This is a genomic window from Streptomyces sp. NPDC003248, assembly GCF_055563235.1.
The window spans coordinates 16,277-36,774 of sequence record NZ_JBVHDT010000016.1 but is presented as its reverse complement, the minus strand read 5'-3'; the positions used below and the strand labels follow the sequence as shown (position 1 = coordinate 36,774).

General features: G+C 72.4%; 20 protein-coding genes and 5 tRNA genes. 9 read left to right on the top strand and 16 right to left on the bottom strand.

Annotation, left to right across the window (positions count from 1 at the left end):
- Positions 1 to 52 precede the first annotated feature (52 nt).
- Both ACZ3KJ_RS29350 and ACZ3KJ_RS29345 read left to right on the top strand, forming a co-directional pair.
- Positions 53 to 1,909: an HSP90 family protein gene (locus ACZ3KJ_RS29350; RefSeq protein WP_467531367.1), complete on the top strand. Its 1,857-nt coding sequence runs from the start codon at positions 53 to 55 to the stop codon at positions 1,907 to 1,909.
- A complete protein-coding gene (locus ACZ3KJ_RS29345) occupies positions 1,909 to 4,881 on the top strand; it encodes a tetratricopeptide repeat protein (RefSeq protein ID WP_467531365.1) in 2,973 nt (990 codons plus the stop codon). Before ACZ3KJ_RS29350 ends, ACZ3KJ_RS29345 begins: the two co-directional genes overlap by 1 nt.
- A gap of 53 nt (positions 4,882 to 4,934) precedes the next feature.
- Here the strand turns inward: ACZ3KJ_RS29345 and ACZ3KJ_RS29340 are convergent, their stop codons facing one another.
- Complete coding sequence (locus tag ACZ3KJ_RS29340; RefSeq protein ID WP_467531364.1) at positions 4,935 to 6,629, bottom strand: DAK2 domain-containing protein; 1,695 nt, start codon at positions 6,627 to 6,629, stop codon at positions 4,935 to 4,937.
- A gap of 258 nt (positions 6,630 to 6,887) precedes the next feature.
- Between ACZ3KJ_RS29340 and rpmB the strand changes: the two genes are divergently transcribed.
- Entirely contained in the window at positions 6,888 to 7,073 is a 186-nt protein-coding gene (gene rpmB / locus ACZ3KJ_RS29335; RefSeq protein WP_003993230.1) for a 50S ribosomal protein L28, read from the top strand.
- A gap of 152 nt (positions 7,074 to 7,225) precedes the next feature.
- On the opposite strand, the gene thiD is transcribed toward rpmB, so the two are convergent.
- Together thiD and ACZ3KJ_RS29325 are read right to left on the bottom strand one after the other, a co-directional pair.
- The gene (gene thiD, locus ACZ3KJ_RS29330; protein ID WP_467531362.1) at positions 7,226 to 8,038 is read right to left on the bottom strand and encodes a bifunctional hydroxymethylpyrimidine kinase/phosphomethylpyrimidine kinase; all 813 of its coding nucleotides are present in this window, start codon (positions 8,036 to 8,038) and stop codon (positions 7,226 to 7,228) included.
- Positions 8,035 to 9,000, bottom strand: coding sequence for a thiamine-phosphate kinase (locus tag ACZ3KJ_RS29325; RefSeq protein WP_467531360.1), 966 nt, complete (start codon positions 8,998 to 9,000; stop codon positions 8,035 to 8,037). The genes thiD and ACZ3KJ_RS29325 overlap by 4 nt, the downstream gene beginning before the upstream one ends.
- A 206-nt stretch (positions 9,001 to 9,206) precedes the next feature.
- Between ACZ3KJ_RS29325 and ACZ3KJ_RS29320 the strand changes: the two genes are divergently transcribed.
- Entirely contained in the window at positions 9,207 to 9,440 is a 234-nt protein-coding gene (locus ACZ3KJ_RS29320) for an Lrp/AsnC family transcriptional regulator (protein WP_037677600.1), read from the top strand.
- A 20-nt stretch (positions 9,441 to 9,460) separates the two neighbouring features.
- On the top strand, positions 9,461 to 9,943 hold the full coding sequence (locus ACZ3KJ_RS29315; protein ID WP_467531359.1) for a DUF3515 domain-containing protein: 483 nt from the start codon (positions 9,461 to 9,463) through the stop codon (positions 9,941 to 9,943).
- 21 nt (positions 9,944 to 9,964) lie between these two features.
- Here ACZ3KJ_RS29315 and ACZ3KJ_RS29310 read toward each other — a convergent pair whose 3' ends face one another.
- The 3 genes from ACZ3KJ_RS29310 to ACZ3KJ_RS29300 are packed head-to-tail and all read right to left on the bottom strand — an operon-like array spanning position 9,965 to position 13,007.
- On the bottom strand, positions 9,965 to 11,122 hold the full coding sequence (locus ACZ3KJ_RS29310; protein ID WP_467531357.1) for a D-alanine--D-alanine ligase family protein: 1,158 nt from the start codon (positions 11,120 to 11,122) through the stop codon (positions 9,965 to 9,967).
- 59 nt (positions 11,123 to 11,181) lie between these two features.
- Complete coding sequence (locus ACZ3KJ_RS29305) at positions 11,182 to 12,192, bottom strand: NAD(P)H-dependent glycerol-3-phosphate dehydrogenase (RefSeq protein WP_467531355.1); 1,011 nt, start codon at positions 12,190 to 12,192, stop codon at positions 11,182 to 11,184.
- On the bottom strand, positions 12,189 to 13,007 hold the full coding sequence (locus tag ACZ3KJ_RS29300; protein ID WP_467531353.1) for a lysophospholipid acyltransferase family protein: 819 nt from the start codon (positions 13,005 to 13,007) through the stop codon (positions 12,189 to 12,191). The genes ACZ3KJ_RS29305 and ACZ3KJ_RS29300 overlap by 4 nt, the downstream gene beginning before the upstream one ends.
- A 167-nt stretch (positions 13,008 to 13,174) precedes the next feature.
- Between ACZ3KJ_RS29300 and cofC the strand changes: the two genes are divergently transcribed.
- Complete coding sequence (gene cofC / locus ACZ3KJ_RS29295; protein ID WP_467531352.1) at positions 13,175 to 13,801, top strand: 2-phospho-L-lactate guanylyltransferase; 627 nt, start codon at positions 13,175 to 13,177, stop codon at positions 13,799 to 13,801.
- Between the two features lie 10 nt (positions 13,802 to 13,811).
- Positions 13,812 to 14,015: a hypothetical protein gene (locus tag ACZ3KJ_RS29290; protein WP_389520321.1), complete on the top strand. Its 204-nt coding sequence runs from the start codon at positions 13,812 to 13,814 to the stop codon at positions 14,013 to 14,015.
- A 403-nt stretch (positions 14,016 to 14,418) separates the two neighbouring features.
- Here the strand turns inward: ACZ3KJ_RS29290 and ACZ3KJ_RS29285 are convergent, their stop codons facing one another.
- The 4 genes from ACZ3KJ_RS29285 to leuC form a co-directional block, all read right to left on the bottom strand.
- Positions 14,419 to 15,072 carry an HU family DNA-binding protein gene (locus ACZ3KJ_RS29285; protein WP_467531348.1) on the bottom strand — a complete coding sequence of 218 codons (654 nt, stop codon included), beginning with the start codon at positions 15,070 to 15,072 and terminating at the stop codon, positions 14,419 to 14,421.
- Between the two features lie 137 nt (positions 15,073 to 15,209).
- The gene (locus ACZ3KJ_RS29280; protein ID WP_385068488.1) at positions 15,210 to 15,440 is read right to left on the bottom strand and encodes an SCO5555 family protein; all 231 of its coding nucleotides are present in this window, start codon (positions 15,438 to 15,440) and stop codon (positions 15,210 to 15,212) included.
- A gap of 258 nt (positions 15,441 to 15,698) precedes the next feature.
- Complete coding sequence (leuD, locus tag ACZ3KJ_RS29275; protein WP_467531345.1) at positions 15,699 to 16,292, bottom strand: 3-isopropylmalate dehydratase small subunit; 594 nt, start codon at positions 16,290 to 16,292, stop codon at positions 15,699 to 15,701.
- A 6-nt stretch (positions 16,293 to 16,298) separates the two neighbouring features.
- Entirely contained in the window at positions 16,299 to 17,729 is a 1,431-nt protein-coding gene (leuC, locus tag ACZ3KJ_RS29270) for a 3-isopropylmalate dehydratase large subunit (protein ID WP_467531343.1), read from the bottom strand.
- Positions 17,730 to 17,916: 187 nt separating this feature from the next.
- On the opposite strand from leuC, the gene ndgR reads away from it, so the two are divergent.
- Positions 17,917 to 18,633: an IclR family transcriptional regulator NdgR gene (ndgR, locus tag ACZ3KJ_RS29265; RefSeq protein WP_286064918.1), complete on the top strand. Its 717-nt coding sequence runs from the start codon at positions 17,917 to 17,919 to the stop codon at positions 18,631 to 18,633.
- Positions 18,634 to 18,729: 96 nt separating this feature from the next.
- On the opposite strand, the gene ACZ3KJ_RS29260 is transcribed toward ndgR, so the two are convergent.
- Positions 18,730 to 19,260, bottom strand: a complete 531-nt coding sequence (locus tag ACZ3KJ_RS29260; protein WP_467531340.1) for a DUF4188 domain-containing protein — start codon at positions 19,258 to 19,260, stop codon at positions 18,730 to 18,732.
- Positions 19,261 to 19,298: 38 nt separating this feature from the next.
- On the opposite strand from ACZ3KJ_RS29260, the gene ACZ3KJ_RS29255 reads away from it, so the two are divergent.
- Positions 19,299 to 19,943, top strand: coding sequence for a MerR family transcriptional regulator (locus ACZ3KJ_RS29255; protein ID WP_467531339.1), 645 nt, complete (start codon positions 19,299 to 19,301; stop codon positions 19,941 to 19,943).
- A gap of 57 nt (positions 19,944 to 20,000) precedes the next feature.
- Here ACZ3KJ_RS29255 and ACZ3KJ_RS29250 read toward each other — a convergent pair.
- From ACZ3KJ_RS29250 to ACZ3KJ_RS29230, 5 genes are all read right to left on the bottom strand, one after another.
- Positions 20,001 to 20,073 (bottom strand) — tRNA-Glu (locus ACZ3KJ_RS29250).
- A gap of 28 nt (positions 20,074 to 20,101) precedes the next feature.
- Positions 20,102 to 20,173, bottom strand: a tRNA-Gln gene (locus ACZ3KJ_RS29245).
- A gap of 20 nt (positions 20,174 to 20,193) precedes the next feature.
- Positions 20,194 to 20,266 (bottom strand) — tRNA-Glu (locus tag ACZ3KJ_RS29240).
- A 28-nt stretch (positions 20,267 to 20,294) separates the two neighbouring features.
- Positions 20,295 to 20,367, bottom strand: a tRNA-Glu gene (locus tag ACZ3KJ_RS29235).
- Between the two features lie 39 nt (positions 20,368 to 20,406).
- A tRNA-Gln gene (locus ACZ3KJ_RS29230) sits at positions 20,407 to 20,478 on the bottom strand.
- Positions 20,479 to 20,498 lie beyond the last annotated feature (20 nt).

Sequence of the window (20,498 nt, the reverse complement as noted above, 5' to 3'; positions counted from 1 at the left end):
GACCGCCCGACCCCGCGCCGTCGACCCTCCCCCACCCCGCGGCGCTGACGCGATGGACTCCCAGACCTCACAGTCATCCCAGGCATCACCGTCTCCTCATACGTTCCAGGTCGACCTGCGTGGTCTGGTGGACCTGCTCTCCCATCACCTCTACTCCAGTCCCAGGGTCTACCTGCGCGAACTGCTCCAGAACGCCGTGGACGCGATCACCGCCCGGCGGGCCGAGGAGCCCGGCGCGCCGGCGCGGGTGCGGCTGTTCGCGTCGGGTGACCGGCTGCGGGTGGAGGACTCCGGTGTCGGTCTCACGGAGGCCGACGTGCACAGCCTGCTGGCGACCATCGGGCGCAGTTCCAAGCGGGCCGAGGGGGTGCAGGAGGCCCGCTCGGACTTCCTCGGGCAGTTCGGCATCGGACTCCTGGCGTGTTTCGTGGTCGCCGAGCGGATCCGGGTGGTCAGCCGCAGCGCGCGCACGCCGGACGCGCCGCCGGTGGAGTGGACGGCCCGGGACGACGGCTCGTACACCGTGCGGACGCTGCCCGACGAGGAGCGTCCGGAGCCGGGCACCACCGTGCACCTGGTGGCGCGGGCGGGGGCCGGGGAGTGGCTCACCGAGCGGCGGGTCCGGCAACTGGCCCGGGACTTCGGCTCGCTGCTGCCCTACGACGTCCGGGTGGGCGACGAGGCGGTCACCGACCTGCCGGCGCCCTGGGACCGGCCGTACCCCTCCCCGGCCGGCCGGCGGGCGGCGCTGGCCCGGCACTGCCACGAGCTGTTCGGTTTCGCACCGCTGGACTCGATCGAGCTGAACGTGCCGCTGGCGGGGATCCGCGGGGTGGCGTACGTGCTGCCGGCGGCGGTCAGTCCGGCGCAGCGGGCGGGCCACCGCGTGCACCTGAAGGGCATGCTGCTGACCGAGCGGGCCGAACAGCTGCTGCCGGACTGGGCGTTCTTCGTGCGCTGCGTGCTGGACACCGACAGTCTGCGGCCCACGGCCTCGCGCGAGTCCCTGTACGAGGACGAGACGCTGGCGGCCGTGCGGGAGGCGCTGGGTGAGCGGATCAGGTCCTGGCTGACGGGCTTGGCCGCCGGTGATCCGGAGCGGCTCGCGGCCTTCCTGGCCGTGCACCACCTGGGGGTGAAGTCCCTGGCGCGGCACGACGGGGAGATGCTGCGCACGATGCTGCCGTGGCTGCCGTTCGAGACGACCGACGGGCGGCTGTCGCTGGAGGAGTTCGCGCAGCGGCACCCGGTGGTGCACTTCACCCGGACCGTGGAGGAGTACCGCCAGGTCGCGCCGATCGCGTCGGCGCAGGGCGTCGGGGTGGTCAACGGCGGCTACACCTACGACAGCGAGCTGGTCGAGGCGCTGCCGTCGGTGCGGCCGGGGACGGTGGTCGCCGAGCTGGACGCGGACACGGTGACCGCGCACCTGGACGCCGTGGACCCGGCGGAGGAGCTGGCGCTCTCCGGCTTCCTGGCGGCCGCGCGGGCCCGGCTCGACCCGCTGGGCTGCGATGTCGTCCTGCGTGCCTTCCACCCCCTGTCCGTGCCGGCGCTGCACCTGGACGACCGGGCGGCCCGGCACGAGCAGGCGCGGGCGGAGGCGGAGGCGGGGGCCGACGACCTGTGGGCGGGCATCCTGGGGTCGCTGCGCGGCAGCGCCCCGCGCGCGCGTCTGGTGCTCAACCACCTCAACCCGCTGATCCGCCGGATCAGTTCCCTGCGTGACACGGAGCTGATCGGCACCGCGACGGAGTCGCTGTACGGACAGGCGCTGCTGATGGCGCAGCGGCCGCTCAGGCCGGCCGACTCCGCGCTCCTGAACCGCGCGTTCATCGGCCTTCTGGAGTGGGCCACGCACGGGGGCTCCGCACCGGGGGGCTCCGCACAAGGGGAGGACGGCCACTGATGACGGGGATCACGGACTTCGACGCGCTTCGCCGGGCGATGGCGGAGAACTCCGAACAGCCCGAGGGTCCGGCCCGCAACGCGCGCGCGGAACAGCTGCTCGGGGAGGCCGAGAGGCTGAACATCCCGCTCGCCGTGATCGAGGCGCTCGGGCACCAGCTGAAGGTCTACAACTACAGCTCCGAGAAGGACAAGATGTTCGTCCCGTTCGCGCGGCTGCTGCGCATGTGGGACGAGCGGCCGGAGGACTTCGACGAGTACGAGGCGCACTCGCTGCACTGGGTCTTCAAGTGGGTGTCGGCCGGCATGCTCGACCAGCCGCACGTCCCGCTGGCGTCCGTGGAGAAGTGGCTGGGCGAGATGGAGCACCGCTACCGGCTCGCCGGGCACTCGGAGCGGGCGGTGCGCGGCGCCGAGTTCAGCGTGGCCGCGCACGTGGGGGACGTCGAGCGGGCCGAGCGGGCGTTCGCCGCCTGGCTGGCCGCGGACCGCGACACCATGGCCGACTGCCACGCGTGCGAGCTGCACGGCCAGGGCTGGTGGCGGGCGGAGCGGGGCCGGGACGCGGAGGCCCTCGAGCTGTGGGCGCCGGTCCTGGAGGGCGTCTACAGCTGTGCGCACGAGCCGCACACCGTGCTCGCGTCGTCCCTGGTGCCGCTGTTGCGGCTGGGCCGGCTGGAGGAGGCGCGCGCCCACCACCTGCGGGGCTTCCGGCTGGTGCGGACCATGGAGAGCATGCGCAGCGCGTACGCCGACCACGTGGAGTTCTGTGCACTGACCGGCAACGAGGCGCGGGGCCTGGAGCTGCTGGCGGAGCGGCCCGCGTACTTCACGGACGAGGGACATCCGCGCAGCAGGCTGGAGTTCCTGAGCGTGGTCGCGCTGCTCATGGAGCGGCTGTGCGCTCTCGGTCTCGGTGACCAGCGGGTGCCCGGGCCGGCCGGGCGGACGTGGACCGCGAGGGGTCTCGCCGCCCACGCGCGCGGGGAGGCCCTGGCGCTGGCCGCGCGTTTCGACGACCGCAACGGCACGTCGTACGTGAGTGAGCGGGCCCGCGCGCGGATGGCGCAGCGCCCGTTGGCCCAGCGGCTGCCGCTGGGGGTGCGGGCGGTGCGCCCGGCGACGGCGGCCGGGCCCGGGGCCCCGGCCGGCGCGGAGGGCGCGGCCGGGCCCGTCGAGGAAGCCGGCCCGTCCCGCCCGCCGGGTCTGCCCGGTCTGCTCGCCGAGGCGCGGCGGTTGTCGGACGGCCTGCTGCCGCACGCCGTGGAGGCGTGGGCGGCGGTGGCGCGCGCCGCCGAGGGGGCGGAGCTGGACGCACGCGACCGCGCGGAGATCGCCGACCACGAGGCGATGGGGCTCGGTCCGCAGGGCGCCGAGACGTTCGAGCGGGCGGCGGAGCTGTACGAGGAGGCGGGCGACCCCGGGGAGGCCCTGGCGGCACACGCGCGTGCCGCGTACGTCCGCGCGCTCGCCGGGGACGTCGACGGGGCGGTCGCGGCGGTCGCCGGTCCCTACGACCGGGTCCTCGCGCTGTACGCCGAGGGCGGCACGGGGATACCGCAGGCGGCGGGCGTCCTCATGGGCCGTGCCCGGATCCTGATGCGCCGCGTCCAGGCGGCCGAGGGGCCCCTGCCGGAGCGGGTGCGGACGGAGGCCGAGGCGGCCGTACGGGAGGTGCTGGCGCTCGTCGAGGGGCGGGCCGGGGACGACGTACGGCTGGCCGCGCGGGTCGCCGAGGGGCACGCGATGCTCGCGGAGCTGGCGGCGCGTTCGGGGGACGCCGAGCGGGGCGCGGAGCTGTTCGCCGGGGCCGCGGCGGAGTTCGTCGCGGCGGGGCTGCCGTGGTTCGCCGTGGAGTACGAGGCCCGGCTGGCCGGGCTGGCGCACCAGCTGGGCGACCTGGTGGAGGCGGAGCGGGCGCTGCGGGCCGCCCTGGAGCACGGCGGCACCCATCTGGAGCCGGTGGGACGGGCCCAGCTGCACCTCCAGCTCGCCGAGGTCGTCTGCGGCCGGGGGCGGGGCGGGGAGGCCGCGGAGCACGCGCTGGAGGCGGCGCACTGGGCCGACGCGGCGGGCGAGGGCCCGACGCTCGGCGCGTGGGCGCGGCACCAGTTGGGCGGGCTGCTGGTGCGGCAGGGCCGCTGGGCGGAGGCGGCCGAGGTACTGGAGTCGGCGCTGGCCGATCTGCGGGCCGACACGCACGGCGACGGGGTCGTCGTCCAGACGCAGTGGTGGCTCGGTGACTGTCTGAGCGAGCTCGGCGAGCACCGGGCCGCCGCCGAACGCCGGCTCCAGGCCGCCGAGACGGCCCGGCACTGGCCCGAGCAGCACGACCACGCCACCCTGGCGCACCTGGCCGCCGAGTCCCTCGGCCAGGCCGGCCTGCCCGCCGACGCGGACCGGGCCTACGCGCGCGCGGGCGAACTGTGGCGTGGCCTCGGCAACGTCCACGGCCTGGTCCGCTCGCTGCGCGCCCGCGCGTGGCTGGCGCTGCGCACGGAGGACGGTCCGGACGCGGCGCGGGCGCTGATGACGGCCGCCGTCGAGGAGTGCGCGGACGCGCTGGGCGGGACAGAGGACGAGGAGACCCGCCTGCGGCTCGTCGACGAACTCGGCCACACCCACCGCCAGTTCGGAGACCTGCTCGCCCGCTCGGCGGCGGAGGACGCCGACGACGACTCCATCCGGGCCACGCTGGAGGAGGCCCTGGGGCAGATGACGCGGGCGGTCGCGGTGTTCGTCTCCCTGGACGACGGCACCCCGCCGCACGCCCGCACCGGCGCCGAGCTGGCCGCGGGCTGGCTGGAGACCGACCTGGGCCGTCCGGCGCAGGCGGCGGCACGCGCGCGTGCGGTGCTCCGGGCGTACGCGGACGCCGCGGACGCCGACGGCGGGGCCGACGAGACCGTACGGGCGCGGCGGGCGGAGGCGGAGCAGTTGTTGCAGGTGGTGGAGGAGCAGGCGACGGACTGAGCAGACCGGTGGAGCGGGGGCGTCCGAGCCGGGCCGCCGGGGCGGGGCCTTCGCTACTCGACGCCGATCAGCAGGAGCGCGCCCTGCCGTCCGCCGCGGTACACCACCGTGTCGACGGCGAGGTACCTCTCCCGCACCCGGGTGCGCAGGTGCTCGGCGATGCCCTCGGGGGCCTCGTCGCCGAGCACCAGGGTGACGAGCTCCCCGCCCGCGGCGAGCATGCGGTCCAGGACGGTCTCGGCGGTGGCGGTGACGTCGGCGCCGATGACGGCCACGTCACCGTCGACGAGCCCGAGGACGTCACCGGCCTGGCAGATGCCGGCCATGGTCCACGACTGGCGCTCGGCGACGGCGACCTCGGCGTGGCGGGTGGCGCCGGCCGCCGAGGTCATCGACACGACGTCCTCGTCGAACCGGCGGTCCGGCTCGTGCACGGCGAGCGCGGCGATCCCCTGGACCGCGGACCGGGTCGGGATGAGGGCCACCCGGACGCCCTCCGAGCGGACCTGCTCGGCCGCGGCGGCCGCGGTGTGGCGCAGGTCGGGGTCGTTGGGCAGCAGGACGACCTCGCGCGCGTGGGCGCGCCGTACGGCCTCGACGAGTTCACCGCTCGCGGGGGGCTCCCCGGGCCGGGCGAGGACCGTGGTCGCGCCGGCCTCGGCGTACAGCCCGGCCAGGCCCTCGCCGGGGACGACGGCGACGACCGCCCGCTCGGCGCGGTCGCGGGCCGGGCGGTCGGCTCCGCGGGTGTGCGCGTCGCCGGCGCCGAAGTGCGTGATGCGGATGCGGTGGGGCCGGCCGGCCTCGACACCCGCCTCCACGGCGGCGCCGGCGTCGTCGACGTGCACGTGGACGTTCCACAGTCCGTCGCCGCCGACCACGACGAGCGAGTCGCCGAGCGCGTCGAGCCGTTCCCGCAACCGGTCCACGGCCGTGTCGGACGCCTCCAGGAGGTAGATGACCTCGAAGGCGGGGCCGTCGCCCGCTGCGGTCTCCGCGCAGCCGCCGCCCCCGGTGGGGCCCACGGTGGCGGTTGCGGTGGAGGGAGAAGTGGTTGCGGTGGACGGGGCTGTGGCGAAGGTGCCCGGCCGCTCCCCCGTCAGCGTCTCCACCAGCGCCGAGAGCACCGTCACCAGCCCCCGCCCGCCCGCGTCGACGACCCCGGCACGCTCTAGGACGGCCAGCTGGCCCGGGGTCGCGGCGAGCGCCGCGCACGCCCCCCGGTGGGCCGCCCGGGCCACCGTCCCGCAGTCGCCCCCGGTCCCGCCCGCCGCGTCGGCGGCGGCCGAGGCCACCGACAGGACGGTGCCCTCGACCGGGTGGGCCACGGCCTGCCGGGCGGAGTCGGAGGCGTGCCGCAGGGCCAGCCGAAGTCCCGCGGCGTCCGTATGAGGGGGATCCCCCTCGGCGAGCACCTGGGCCATGCCGCGCAGCAGCTGCGCGAGGATCGTCCCGGAGTTCCCGCGCGCGCCTATGAGCGCGCCGTGCGCCATCGCGCGGACGGCGTCGGCGAGGGAGGGCTTCCCGGCGGCCGCCGAGCCGGCCTCGTACCCGGCGAACACGGCCTCGACGGCGGTCGCCGCCGACTCGACGGTCAGGTACAGGTTGGTGCCGGTGTCCCCGTCCGCGACGGGATAGACGTTGATCGCGTCGATCTCCTCGCGGTCCCGTCCCAGCGCGCGCAGCGCCAGACCGCACCAGGTGCGCACCGCGAGAGCATCGAGGAATGTCTGCGGCACCTGCGGCACCTGCGCCTCCTTGAGCTGCTGGACTGGGACGCAGCGTAGACCGTGGGCGGGTGTCCACCGGAAGAGGGCCGGGCACCGGCCCAGGGTCGGCCATGGTAGTTTCGTTGCACTGGCGCAGTCGTTGTATGCTGCTCCGGTTGCCCGATCCTGATCGGGCCATCCCCCCTGGCACCGCCACTCAGATCTCTGATCCCATCGATCTCGATCCCGGCATGCCGGGATCAACCGTAAGTGCATCTGAAGTCTTTGGAGTGACCCGTGGCTGCCAACTGCGACGTCTGCGGCAAGGGGCCGGGCTTCGGCAACAACATCTCGCACTCGCACCGCCGTACGTCCCGTCGCTGGAACCCGAACATCCAGCGTGTGCGTACCGTGGTGGGCGGGACGCCGAAGCGCGTGAACGCTTGCACCTCGTGCATCAAGGCCGGCAAGGTCTCGCGCTGACGCTCAGCTGAGCGCGCGGCCACTGCCGGTTCGCTGCACAAAGCCGGTCCACCTCGTGTGGGCCGGCTTTCTGCTGTACCTGACGGTGTTCTGTACCTGACGACATGCTGTGACGACAGGCCGTCCGGAACGACACGTTCCCCCGACGGACCTCAGCCCCCGGGCGTCCCCGCCCGCCGGGTGAGCTCCCAGCCGTGGTCCACCGGCCCGATGCCCCCGCCCAGGGCGAACCCCGCCGCGATCGCCCCGGTGACGTACCGCTTGGCCGCCGTCACCGCCTCCGGCACGGCCTGCCCCCGCGCCAACTGCGACGCGATCGCCGACGCCAGGGTGCAGCCGGTGCCGTGGGTGTGCCGGTTGTCGTGCCGGGGAGCGCGCAGCCAGTGCTCCTCGGAGCCGTCGGTGAGCAGGTCGACGGCGTCGCCGGAGAGATGACCGCCCTTGATCAGCACCCACCGCGGCCCGTACGCCAGCACGGCGGCCGCGGCCTCGGGCAGCTCCCGCTCCGAGGTGACCCGCACGCCCGTGAGCTGCGCCACCTCGTCGAGGTTCGGGGTGGCGACGGTCGCGACCGGCAGCAGCCTGGTGCGGACGGAGTCCAGCGCGGAGGCCGCCAGCAGCGGGTCGCCGTGCTTGGAGACGCCCACCGGGTCGACGACGGCCGGCGCGTCCGTGCCGGCGAGCAATCCGGCCACCGTCTCGACGAGTTCGGCGGAGGCGAGCATCCCGGTCTTCACGGCCTGGACGCCGATGTCGTCGACGACGCTGCGGTACTGGGCCCGCACCGCCTCGGCGGGCAGCTCCCAGGCGCCCTGCACCCCGAGGGAGTTCTGGGCGGTGACGGCGGTGACCACGCTCATGCCGTGCACGCCGAGCGCGAGCATGGTCTTCAGGTCCGCCTGGATGCCCGCGCCTCCACCGGAGTCGGAGCCGGCGACGGTCAGCACACGGGGAAGGGCGCTCATGACTCTATGCTCCCGAAGTGGTCCCAGCCGCCCTTGCTGGTCCAGGGGGCCCCGTCGACCGTCACCTGGGGCAGCGCGGAGGGGTTGAGGACCTCGCCGATCACCTTCCAGCGGGCCGGCAGCTTCACGTCCGGCGGGAAGGTCGCCACGATCGCGTGGTCCTCTCCCCCGGTCAGCACCCACTGGATGGGGTCGACGCCGACGGCCTGGCCGATGTCGTTCATCTGCGTGGGGATGTCGATCGCGCCGGACCGGATGTCGATGCGGACCTTGCTCGCCTCGGCGATGTGCCCGAGGTCGGCGATCAGCCCGTCGCTCACGTCGCACATGGCCGTCGCGCCGAGCGCGGCGGCCGCCGGGCCCGCGTGGTACGGGGGTTCGGGACGGCGGTGGGCCTCGACGAAGGCGCGCGGGGAGCGGAAACCGCGGGAGAGGACCGCGTACCCGGCGGCGGACCAGCCCAGCCAGCCGGTGACCGCCACCAGGTCGCCGGGCTGGGCGCCGGCCCGGGTGATCGGCTCCTGGTTGCGCAGGTCGCCGAGCGCGGTGATCGACACCATGATGGTGTCGCCGCGGACGACGTCACCGCCGACGACCGCGGCCCCGGCGACCTGGCACTCGTCCCGCAGGCCGTCCATCAGTTCGGTCGGCCAGGTCACCGGCAGTTCGGCGGGCACGACGAGGCCGAGCAGCACGGCGGTCGGCACGGCGCCCATCGCGGCGATGTCGGCGAGGTTCTGTGCGGCGGCCTTGCGGCCGACGTCGTAGGCGGTGGACCAGTCGCGGCGGAAGTGCCGGCCCTCCACCAGGATGTCGGTAGTGGCCACGACCCGTCGGTCGGGTGCGGCGACCACCGCGGCGTCGTCGCCGGGGCCGACCCGGACCGCCGGGGTGGTGGTGAGACGGGAGGTGAGCTCCCTGATGAGCCCGAACTCCCCGAGCTCACCGACCGTGCCCTTCATCGTCCTGGCTCCCCTTCTGTCCCTGTCCGTGCCCGGTCGCGCGCCACCAGTGTCCTCGATACGGTCGAGGAGGCCGTCAACTTCTGTCCTGCCCGCACCCCGGCGCGCGATCCGTGGTCCCCGCAGGTCTCCCCGCGGCGAGCGGCGACGCGATACCGTGGCGTTCCTTTTCCCCACATGATCCTCGTGGCCGCCCTGGAGGTTCCGTGGTACAGGCGTACATCCTGATCCAGACGGAGGTCGGCAAGGCGTCGACCGTCGCCGAGACGATCAGCAAGATCCCCGGGGTCGTCCAGGCCGAGGACGTGACGGGGCCCTACGACGTGATCGTGCGGGCCCAGGCCGACACGGTCGATGACCTCGGCCGCATGGTGGTCGCCAAGGTCCAGCAGGTGGACGGGATCACCCGTACCCTGACCTGCCCGGTCGTGCATCTGTAGCCCCCGTCTACCCTGGGCCGGTGAACTTTCTCCGCCACCGGCCGGTCGTTGCGCCGTCGCTCGCCCTCCTGCTCGCTGCGGTGGGCTGCTCCTCAGCAGACGGTGACGCGTCGGCGGCGGTTCCCAGCCCCTCGGCCCCGGTCACCGAACTGTGCCGGAACCTGGACAAGGCGCTGCCGTCCGAGGTGGACGACCTCGGCCGACGGGATCCCTCACCCACGTCCCCGCTGACCGCGGGCTGGGGGAACCCGGCGATCATACTGCGCTGCGGTGTCGAACGGCCCGCCGAGATGAGCGACGATCAGGCCGACGGGGTCGAGGTGAACGGGGTCAGCTGGCTGCTGGAGAAGCAGGGGAACGGCTCGTTCCGCTTCACCACGACGCTGCGCAGGGCCTACGTCGAGGTCACGATCCCCGAGGACCGCACGGGGAACGGCATGGCACCACTCGTCGACCTGGCCGCCGCCATCAAGAAGGCGATCCCCGGAGGGATCGCCGACTAGGTCATACCGGCGGGAGCCGGATCAGCGCAGGCCCGTCGGCCTGCGCAGGGCCGACTGCAGCAGCCGGTCCACCAGCTCCGGGTAGTCGACGCCGGTCGCCCGCCACATCTGCGGGTACATGGAGATCGGCGTGAAGCCCGGCATGGTGTTGATCTCGTTGATCACGAACTCCCCGTCCTCGGTGAGGAAGAAGTCCGCCCGGACCAGCCCCTCGCAGGAGGCCGCCTCGAAGGCGTCCACCGCGAGCCGGCGCACCTCCGCGGTCTCCTCGGGCGTCAGCGGCGCCGGGACGATGCCGGGGGTGGAGTCGATGTACTTGGCCTCGAAGTCGTAGTAGGCGTGCGCCTCCGGCGGCGGGATCTCGGCCGGGACGGAGGCCCGCGGCCCGTCCTCGAACTCCAGCACGCCGCACTCGATCTCGCGGCCCCGCAGGGCCGCCTCGACGAGGATCTTCGGGTCGTGGCGCTGCGCCTCGGCGATCGCCTCGTCGAGACCCGACAGGTCGTCGACCTTGGTGATGCCGATGGAGGAGCCCGCGCGCGCGGGCTTCACGAAGAGCGGCCAGCCGTGCTCGCCGGCGAAGTCGATGATCTTCTTGCGGGCGGCGGACTCGTGCCGCTGCCACTCGCGCGGCCGGATCACCAGGTACGGGCCCACCTTCAGCCCGAAGGAGGTGAACACCCGCTTCATGTACTCCTTGTCCTGGCCGACGGCCGAGGCGAGCACGCCCGAACCCACGTACGGGATCCCGGACAGCTCCAGCAGTCCCTGGAGGGTGCCGTCCTCGCCGTAGGGGCCGTGGAGCACGGGGAAGACGACGTCGACCTCGCCGAGCGCCTTCGGTACCGATCCCGGCTCGCTGTAGACGACTTCGCGGTTCGCGGGGTCGACGGGGAGCACCACGCCGCCCTCCTGCGACTCGGCCAGGTCCTCGACGCTCGGCGTGCGGCGGTCGCTGATCGCCATGCGCTCGGGCGCGTCGGCGGTGAGCGCCCAGCGGCCGTCCTGGGTGATGCCGATCGGCAGGACCTCGTACTTGGTCCGGTCCACGGCCGCGAGGACGGCGCCGGCGGTGACCACGGAGATCCCGTGTTCGGAGCTGCGCCCGCCGAACACGACGGCCACGCGCGGCTTGCGAGACGGCTGCTCAGGGCTCTGGGGGAGGTTCTCGGTGCTCATATCGCGATGAGAGTACCCGGTGGTAGAGCCCGGAGACAGCGTCGACTCAGGGGGATCGCTCAGCGTCGTTCCGGCTTCGCGCTGCGCGACATCAGTTCCTCCAGCGCCACCACCGGCGGCTTGCCCTCGTGGACGATGCCGACGACCGTCTCGGTGATGGGCATGTCGACTCCGTGCCGGCGGGCCAGATCCAGCACCGACTCGCAGGACTTGACGCCCTCGGCGGTCTGGCGGGTGACCGCGATGGTCTCCTGGAGGGTCATGCCCTTGCCCAGGTTGGTGCCGAAGGTGTGGTTGCGGGACAGCGGCGAGGAGCAGGTCGCCACCAGGTCGCCGAGGCCGGCGAGGCCGGAGAAGGTGAGCGGGTCGGCTCCCATGGCGAGGCCGAGGCGGGTGGTCTCGGCGAGGCCCCGGGTGATCAGCGAGCCCTTGGCGTTGTCGCCGAGGCCCATGCCGTCGGCGATCCCGACGGCCAGTCCGATGACGTTCTTCACGGCGCCGCCCAGCTCGCAGCCGACCACGTCGGTGTTGGTGTAGGGGCGGAAGTACGGGGTGTGGCAGGCGGCCTGGAGACGCCGGGCGACGGTCTCGTCGGTGCAGGCGACGACGGACGCGGCCGGCATCCGCGAGGCGATCTCGCGCGCGAGGTTGGGACCGGTGACGACGGCGACGCGGTCCCGGCCCACCTTGGCGACGTCCTCGACGACCTCGCTCATCCGCATGGTCGTGCCGAGTTCGACGCCCTTCATCAGCGAGACGAGGACGGTGTCCGGGGCGAGCAGCGGGCGCCACTCGGCGAGGTTGGCGCGCAGGGTCTGGGAGGGGACGGCGAGGACGGTGAAGTCGGCGTCGCGCGCGGCCTCGGCGGGGTCGGAGGTGGCCCGCAGGTTCTCGGGCAGCTCGACGCCCGGGAGGTAGTCGGGGTTGGTCCGGGTGGAGTTGACCGCGTCGACGAGGCCGGCGCGGCGCGCCCAGAGCGTCACCTCGCAGCCCGCGTCGGCGAGGACCATGCCGAAGGCGGTGCCCCAGGATCCGGTGCCGAAGACGGCCGCCTTGACGGGCTTGCTCACGTGCCGTTCTCCCCTTCTCGGCCGGCCGTCCAGCCTGCCTGCGTCTCTGTCTGGCTCTGGGTCTGGCTCTGGGTCTGGGTCTGTGCCTGCGTACGGCGCCGCTGCTCGATCCGCTCCCGACGGGGGTCGTAGGGCGTGGCGGGCGCCTTCTCGCCGCGGATCTCCTCCAGCAGCACGGTGATGGCGGCCATGATGACCTCCGTCGCCTCCTTCAGCAGCTCGGGAGTCATCTCCTTGTCGTAGAAGCGGTCCAGGTCCACGGGCGGGCCCGCCAGGACGTGGTGCGTCTTGCGCGGCAGGAGGTGCGGCTTCTTGGCATAGGGCGGGAGCAGTTCGTTGGCCCCCCACTGCGCGATCGGGATCACCGGGCACTTGGTCTGCAGGGCGACCCGTGCGGCCCCCGTCTTGGCGGTCATCGGCCAGCCGTCGGGGTCGCGGGTGAGGGTGCCCTCGGGGTAGAAGGCGACGCACTCGCCGCGCTCCACGGCGTCGATCGCGGCCCGGAAGGCGCTGAGCGCGTCCGTGCTCTCGCGGTAGACCGGGATCTGCCCGGTGCCCCGCATCGCGGCGCCGACGAACCCCTGCCGGAAAAGCCCGCTCTTCGCCAGGAATCGCGGCACTCGCCCGGTGTTGTACTGATAGTGCGCGTAGGCGAAGGGGTCGATGTGTGAATTGTGGTTCACCGCGGTGATAAATCCGCCCTCGGCCGGAATGTGCTCCATTCCTTGCCAGTCCCGCTTGATCAGAACCACCAGCGGCGGTTTGCAGAGGACCGCAGCGAAGCGGTACCAGAAGCCGATTCTGCGGCGGGGCACGCGGACACCTTCCTCTAGAACTTCCTCCGGCCCCTGGGGGCCGCACAAGTGTCGCCCCGGGCCGCCGGTCTGTCGAGAACACCGTACGCCCCGATCGGGGGACCTCCTGAAGAGCCGGGTGACAATGGCGGCGACGAGAGAGGGACGGTACACCGGTGCTGTGGAGCATGGTCATACCCCTGAAGCCGTTGGCGCTGGCCAAGAGCAGGCTCGCGGACACCGCGGGCGACGGGCTGCGCCCGGGGCTCGCCCTCGCCTTCGCCCAGGACACGGTCGCGGCCGCCCTGGCCTGCCCGGTGGTACGGGATGTGGTGGTCGTCACGGACGACGTCCTGGCCGGCCGGGAACTCGCCGCGCTGGGCGCCCGCACCGTCCCCGACGAGCCGCGCTCCGGTCTCAACGCCGCCCTGGCGCACGCCGCGGCCGTCGTACGCGGTGAGCGCCCGGACGGCGCGCTCGCCGCCCTGAACGCCGATCTCCCGGCTCTGCGCCCCCGGGAATTGACCCGTGTCCTGGAGGCGGCCGCGCAATTCCCGCGCTCTTTTCTCCCCGACGCGGCCGCGATCGGCACGACGCTTCTCGCGGTGGCCCGAGGACGCGAATTGCTCCCGGCATTCGGCACGGATTCCCGCGCCCGTCACCGCTCTTCCGGAGCCGTGGAACTCCGCCTCGACGCGGTGGATTCCGTACGCCAGGACGTGGACACCGGCGAGGACCTGCGGGCGGCGCTGGCCCTGGGCGTGGGGCCCCGGACGGCCATGGCGGCCGCGCGCCTGCTGATCCCCGGGCAGTAGGCTGCCGACCATGCAGGCCACCGCGTACACCTACGACCCCGGCACCCGCAGCGGACAGGTGCTGCTGGACGACGGCACCCCGGTGCCCTTCGACGCCCCGGCGTTCGACGCGGGCGGGCTCAGGCTGCTGCGGCCGGGACAGCGGGTGCGGATCGAGACCGAGGGCGAGGGCGACGCCCGGCGCATCACCCTGGTGACCTTGCAGACATTCTGAAGCGCGACCGACGGCCGGAACGGCGGTGCAGGAGTGCCTGCGGTGCAGGAGCCTGCGGTGCAGTAACCGGCGGCCAAGGACGGCGGCCGGACCGGTGATCGGGACCGGTGACGGAACTCGGTGACGGAACTCGATGACAGAGACCGGCGGCAGGGACCGGCGACTGGGACCGACGGCAGGGAGCGGCAGCAGGAACCGGCAGTGCCGGAACCGGAGATCAGCGCCGGCGACCAGGACGTCGGTGCCGGAACCGGCGGGTCAGGGCCGGTGACCAGGGACGTCGATGCCGGAACCGGTGGTCAGGGCCGGTGACCGGGCCGGAGAGACGACCCCCGGACACGCCGCGGGCCGGACTCCGAGAGGGAGTCCGGCCCGGCGCGTGGGTGCCCCTGACTTCCGGCGCCTAGCGCGCGGTGGTCTTCTTGGCGGTGGTCTTGCGGGCGGTCGACTTCTTGGCGGGGGCCTTCGTGGCCGTCGCCTTCTTCGCCGGGGCCTTCTTGGCCGTGGTCTTCTTGGCGGCGGCCGCGGTCTTCGCGGTGGAGGCCTTCTTCGCCGCGGGCGTCGTCGTCTTGGTGGCCGCCTTCTTGGCGGTCGTCTTCTTGGCGGCGGCCGTGGTCTTCTTCGCCGTCGCCGCCTTCTTCGCCGGAGCCGCCTTCTTGGCGGCGGCCGCCTTGGTGGTGGCCTTCTTCGCGGCGGCCTTCTTGACCGTCGCGGTCACGCCGCCGGACAGGCTGCCCTTGGGAGCCTTCTTGACGGAGACCTCGCCGCCACGCGGCAGCTTCTTCGAGCCGCTCACCAGGTCCTTGAAGCCCTGGCCTGCGCGGAAGCGCGGTACGGACGTCTTCTTGACACGGACACGCTCGCCCGTCTGGGGGTTGCGTGCGTAACGCGCCGGGCGGTCGACCTTCTCGAACGAACCGAAACCGGTGACCGAGACCCTCTCCCCCGCGACGGTCGCGCGGACGATCGCGTCCAGGACCGCGTCGACGGCGTCGGCGGCCTGCTGTCGGCCGCCCAGCTTGTCGGCAATCGCTTCTACGAGCTGCGCCTTGTTCACGTCTTCCCCTTCGGAGACATCGCCAGAACGAAAGTGTTCAAGCTTTTTCGCACGTTAGGCAGATATATACCGCAAATCAAACACGAAACGGGCTAATCACCCTTGTGCCGCAACGAACTCGGCTGCTCCGGAGGCGATCAGCTCTCCTCTTCGGGCATTCGCCCTTCGTCGAGGTCCGCCATGAACCGCTCCAGCCGCCTTGTCGCATCGGCGAGATCGTGCTTGGCCGCGGCCGTAATGACCAGCAGCTTCCGGGTCAGCGCCATCCGTACGCCCTCCGGGACTTGCAGTGCGCGCACCCTCGAGTGCGCTTCCTTGAGCTGGTTCGCGACTGCCGTATAGAGCTCGAGTTGGCCGTCGTGTTCCATGCACAGATTGTGCCATCTGGGGCGAGTTGTCGCCCCCCCAGGGGGCAACTGCCGCCTCGAGCCGCCGCCCGGGCACCGTCGCCGGGCATGTCGCCAGAGGGCGCTTACCCGGCCAACCACCCCGATAACGTGGGGCGTTGGGAGGAATGGTGAGGATGCGGGGGCCGGAAGGACGCAGACACAGCCGTACCCCCGATCGGACCGATCGGGGGTACGGAGGGGGTGTCGCGGTGGCCGAAAGTCGACCTGTCCCAGGGGTCAGACCTGGAGCGTGCGCGGCTTGAACGACGGGCGCCCGGCCTCGTAGGCGGCGATGTCGTCCTCGTTCTGGAGGGTGATGGAGATGTCGTCCAGACCGTTCAGCAGCCGCCAGCGGGAGTTCTCGTCCAGCTCGAAGGAGGCGGTGATGCCCTCGGCGCGCACCTCACGCGCCTCAAGGTCCACAGTGACCTCAGCCGTGGGGTCCTTCTCCGTGAGCTCCCAGAGGGCGTCCACGATCTTCTGCTCGATGACCACGGTGAGCAGGCCGTTCTTCAGCGAGTTGCCGCGGAAGATGTCGGCGAAGCGGGAGGAGATGACGGTCTTGAAACCGTAGTTCTGCAGCGCCCAGACGGCGTGCTCACGGGAGGAGCCGGTGCCGAAGTCGGGGCCGGCGACCAGGACGGTCGCACCCTGCCGCTCGGGGCGGTTGAGGACGAACTCCGGGTCCTTGCGCCAGGCCTCGAACAGCCCGTCCTCGAAACCGTCCCGGGTCACCTTCTTGAGCCAGTGAGCAGGGATGATCTGGTCGGTGTCGACGTTGGAACGGCGCAGCGGGACGGCCCGGCCGGTGTGCGTGGTGAATGCTTCCATGGCTGATCAGACTCCAGCGGGCGTACGGGTCTCGGCGTCGGACAGGTCGGCCGGGGAGGCCAGGTGGCCCAGGACCGCGGTGGCCGCCGCGACCTGCGGCGACACCAGGTGGGTGCGACCTCCCTTGCCCTGCCGGCCCTCGAAGTTGCGGTTGGAGGTGGACGCGGAGCGCTCACCCGGCGCGAGCTGGTCGGGGTTCATGCCCAGGCACATCGAGCAGCCCGCGTGCCGCCACTCGGCGCCGGCCTCCTTGAAGACGACGTCCAGGCCCTCGGAGACGGCCTGGAGGCCCACCCGGGCGGAGCCGGGGACGACCAGCATCCGTACGCCGTCGGCGACTTTGCGGCCCTTCAGCAGGTCGGCGGCGGCGCGCAGGTCCTCGATGCGGCCATTGGTGCAGGAGCCTACGAAGACGGTGTCCACCTTGATGGAGCTCAGCGGCTGGCCGGCCTCCAACCCCATGTACTCCAGGGCCTTTTCGGCGGCGAGGCGCTCCGAAGCGTCCTCGTACGAAGCGGGGTCGGGGACGGACGCGGAAAGCGGCGCGCCCTGGCCGGGGTTGGTGCCCCAGGTGACGAACGGCGACAGTTCGGCCGCCTCGATGACGACCTCGGCGTCGAACTCGGCGTCGTCGTCCGTCTTCAGCGTCTTCCAGTACGCGACGGCCGCGTCCCAGTCCTCGCCCTTGGGGGCGTGCGGGCGTCCCTCGAGGTAGTCGAAGGTGGTCTGGTCGGGGGCGATCATGCCCGCGCGGGCGCCGGCCTCGATCGACATGTTGCAGATGGTCATCCGGGCCTCCATCGAGAGCTTCTCGATGGCGGAGCCGCGGTACTCCAGGACGTAGCCCTGGCCGCCGCCGGTGCCGATCTTCGCGATGATCGCCAGGATCAGGTCCTTGGCGGTGACGCCGTCGGGCAGCTCGCCGTTGACCGTGATCGCCATGGTCTTCGGGCGGGCCATCGGCAGCGTCTGCGTGGCCAGCACGTGCTCGACCTGCGAGGTGCCGATACCGAAGGCCAGACCGCCGAAGGCACCGTGCGTGGAGGTGTGCGAGTCGCCGCAGACGACGGTCATGCCGGGCTGGGTCAGACCCAGCTGCGGGCCGACGACGTGCACGACGCCCTGCTCGACGTCGCCCAGCGGGTGCAGACGCACACCGAACTCGGCCGCGTTCTTGCGCAGCGTCTCCAGCTGGACGCGGGAGACCGGGTCCGCGATGGGCTTGTCGATGTCGAGGGTCGGGGTGTTGTGGTCCTCGGTGGCGATGGTGAGGTCGAGGCGGCGCACCGTGCGGCCGCTCTTGCGCAGGCCGTCGAAGGCCTGCGGGCTGGTCACCTCGTGCAGCAGGTGCAGATCGATGAAGAGGAGGTCGGGCTCGCCCTCGGCGCGCCGGACGACATGGTCGTCCCAGACCTTCTCCGCGAGTGTCCTACCCATCGCTTTCCCTCCGGCCGGCAGACGATCACCGGCCCAACTAGAGATCTTGTGGAGGCGGCGCCCACGCCCCTGTTCACGGGCACCCGCCGCCAGGCCCGTCGGTCTTCGGGCGCTGTGCATCCAAGGGTTGCGCGTCTCACGGAAAATTGAACTTGCGTTTCACAGAGTGAGACGGGAATATCGTTTCATGGACAACAGTAGCGGCGTCGGCGTCCTGGACAAGGCAGCACTTGTCCTGAGCGCCCTGGAGTCCGGTCCGGCCACCCTCGCGGGCTTGGTCGCGGCGACCGGACTGGCACGACCCACGGCCCACCGGCTGGCCGTGGCTCTGGAACACCACCGTATGGTGGCGCGGGACATGCAGGGCCGTTTCATTCTCGGTCCTCGCCTGGCGGAACTGGCCGCGGCCGCCGGTGAGGATCGTCTCCTCGCCACCGCCGGCCCGGTGCTCACCCACCTCCGTGACATCACGGGCGAGAGCGCGCAGCTCTACCGTCGCCAGGGCGACATGCGCATCTGCGTCGCCGCGGCGGAACGCCTGTCCGGCCTTCGGGACACGGTCCCGGTCGGTTCGACGCTCACCATGAAGGCCGGTTCCTCGGCCCAGATCCTCATGGCCTGGGAGGAACCCGAGCGCCTCCACCGCGGCCTCCAGGGGGCCCGCTTCACGGCGACGGCCCTGTCGGGCGTACGGCGCCGGGGCTGGGCCCAGTCCATCGGCGAGCGCGAACCGGGCGTCGCCTCCGTCTCGGCGCCCGTACGCGGCCCGTCCAACCGCGTGGTGGCCGCCGTCTCGGTCTCCGGTCCGATCGAGCGCCTGTCGCGCCACCCGGGCCGGATGCACGCCCAGGCCGTCATCGACGCGGCCGCCCGTCTGTCGGAAGCCCTGCGCCGCACCGGCTGAGCGGCCGCCCGGTCGAACGGGACACCCCGGGACGTCACCGGGGAGAGCCGGCCTCAACGCCGCGGCAGGCTCTCCCCGGTCCCCCGGATCCCCCCGTCACCCGGTCTTCTCGCCCGCCTCCGCCGTGCGGTGGGCGTAGCGGTCCTTCGCGTACCGGCCGCGCCGCTCCAGCGGGACCTGCCCGTGCGCGGCGGCCAGGCCGAACGCCGGCATGTCGCCGTAGATCGCCTCGTAGGACCCCTCCGGCACGACGTACGTCTCGTGCCAGATCCCCACATGGCCGCCCAGCTTGCCGTCCCGTTCCATGCGGTTGACCTTGGTCCACACCGCGTGGTGGAAGGCGTCGGGCGCGCTCGCGTACGCGTACAGCTTCTCCTTGGACTCCCAGTACTGGACGACGTAGTACGTCCGCGGGGAGGCCGTGAGCAGCACCCGGGAGAGCAGTCCGCGGCCGGGCTCCTTCTTCAGCTCGGCCAGCATGCGGAACATGGCCAGCATGACCGGCAGCCACTGGTGCACGGCCCGGAAGTGGTTGATCCGCATGCCGATCAGCAGGACGACCACCTCTCCGCGGGCGTCCGCGGTGGTCCGGTGTGCGGTCGAGGTCCGTTTCCCGTTCCCGTCCATGCTTGGATAGTGCCGCTGACCAACAAGGAGCACAAGAGATGCGGCTGGCCGAATTGAGCGAGCGCAGTGGCGTGGCCACCGCGACGATCAAGTACTACCTGCGCGAGGGCCTGTTGCCGCCCGGCCGCCAGATCAACACCACGACGGCCGAGTACGACGAGGAGCACCTGCGCCGGCTGCGGCTGGTGCGCGCGATGATCCAGGTGGGCAGGGTCCCGGTGGCCACGGTCCGGGAGATCCTCGGCCACGTCGACGACGACTCCCTGGGCCGTACGGTCCGTCTGGGCGCGGCCCTGTGGGCGCTCCCGCAGGTGCCGGAGCCGGACACCGAGGACGAGCACGTACGGTCCGCGCAGCGGGAGGCGGACGCGTTGCTGCACACGCTGGGCTGGGCGAACGCCCGGCTGCTGACGAGCCTCTCGCCCGCCTACCGCTCGCTCGTGGTGTCGGTGGCCGCGCTGCGCCGGCTGGGCTACGACTGGGACGCCGAACTCCTCGTGTCGTACGCCCGGTTGATGCACCGGGCGGCCGTGCTGGACCTGGACTTCGTGGAGACGCGCGAGTCGGAGGCGGAGCGGGTCGAGACGGCGGTGCTGGGGGCGATCCTGGTCGAGCCGATGCTGCAGGCGCTGCACCGGCTGGCACAGGAGGAGGAGTCGGCACGGCGGTACGGCTTCGAGTGAGCGCGTGCCGGGACACGCCGAAGGCCCCCCGCCGAAGCGAGGGGCCTTGCCATGGTGTACCCCCGACCGGATTCGAACCGGCGCTACCGCCTTGAGAGGGCGGCGTGCTAGGCCGCTACACAACGGGGGCGTGGACGCTGCGTTTCCGCAGGTCCGAGCTGGTCTACCTGGACTCGAACCAAGACTAACTGAACCAGAATCAGTCGTGCTGCCAATTACACCATAGACCAATGTGGTTTAGACCAGTCAGTACCCCCGACCGGATTCGAACCGGCGCTACCGCCTTGAGAGGGCGGCGTGCTAGGCCGCTACACAACGGGGGCCCTAGCGATTCCGAGTGATCGGAACCAGTACCCCCGACCGGATTCGAACCGGCGCTACTGCCTTGAGAGGGCAGCGTGCTAGGCCGCTACACAACGGGGGCTTGCGGATGTGATCCGCGGGCGCAGATGAGCTCTGCGAGCTGGCCTACCTGGACTCGAACCAAGACTAACTGAACCAGAATCAGTCGTGCTGCCAATTACACCATAGGCCACTGGAACGCAAGCCCCGGAG

Bases quoted from the DNA above. Each gene is read 5' to 3' on its own strand.
- ACZ3KJ_RS29310 (WP_467531357.1), bottom strand. From the start codon at position 11,122: ATGAGCACCGAGAACCTCCCCCAGAGCCCTGAGCAGCCGTCTCGCAAG.
- ACZ3KJ_RS29350 (WP_467531367.1), top strand. From the start codon at position 53: ATGGACTCCCAGACCTCACAGTCATCCCAGGCATCACCGTCTCCTCAT.
- thiD (WP_467531362.1), bottom strand. From the start codon at position 8,038: ATGAGCGCCCTTCCCCGTGTGCTGACCGTCGCCGGCTCCGACTCCGGT.
- cofC (WP_467531352.1), top strand. From the start codon at position 13,175: ATGGTCATACCCCTGAAGCCGTTGGCGCTGGCCAAGAGCAGGCTCGCG.
- ACZ3KJ_RS29280 (WP_385068488.1), bottom strand. From the start codon at position 15,440: ATGGAACACGACGGCCAACTCGAGCTCTATACGGCAGTCGCGAACCAG.
- leuC (WP_467531343.1), bottom strand. From the start codon at position 17,729: ATGGGTAGGACACTCGCGGAGAAGGTCTGGGACGACCATGTCGTCCGG.
- ACZ3KJ_RS29260 (WP_467531340.1), bottom strand. From the start codon at position 19,260: ATGGACGGGAACGGGAAACGGACCTCGACCGCACACCGGACCACCGCG.
- ACZ3KJ_RS29325 (WP_467531360.1), bottom strand. From the start codon at position 9,000: ATGAAGGGCACGGTCGGTGAGCTCGGGGAGTTCGGGCTCATCAGGGAG.
- ACZ3KJ_RS29255 (WP_467531339.1), top strand. From the start codon at position 19,299: ATGCGGCTGGCCGAATTGAGCGAGCGCAGTGGCGTGGCCACCGCGACG.
- ndgR (WP_286064918.1), top strand. From the start codon at position 17,917: ATGGACAACAGTAGCGGCGTCGGCGTCCTGGACAAGGCAGCACTTGTC.
- ACZ3KJ_RS29290 (WP_389520321.1), top strand. From the start codon at position 13,812: ATGCAGGCCACCGCGTACACCTACGACCCCGGCACCCGCAGCGGACAG.
- leuD (WP_467531345.1), bottom strand. From the start codon at position 16,292: ATGGAAGCATTCACCACGCACACCGGCCGGGCCGTCCCGCTGCGCCGT.
- ACZ3KJ_RS29345 (WP_467531365.1), top strand. From the start codon at position 1,909: ATGACGGGGATCACGGACTTCGACGCGCTTCGCCGGGCGATGGCGGAG.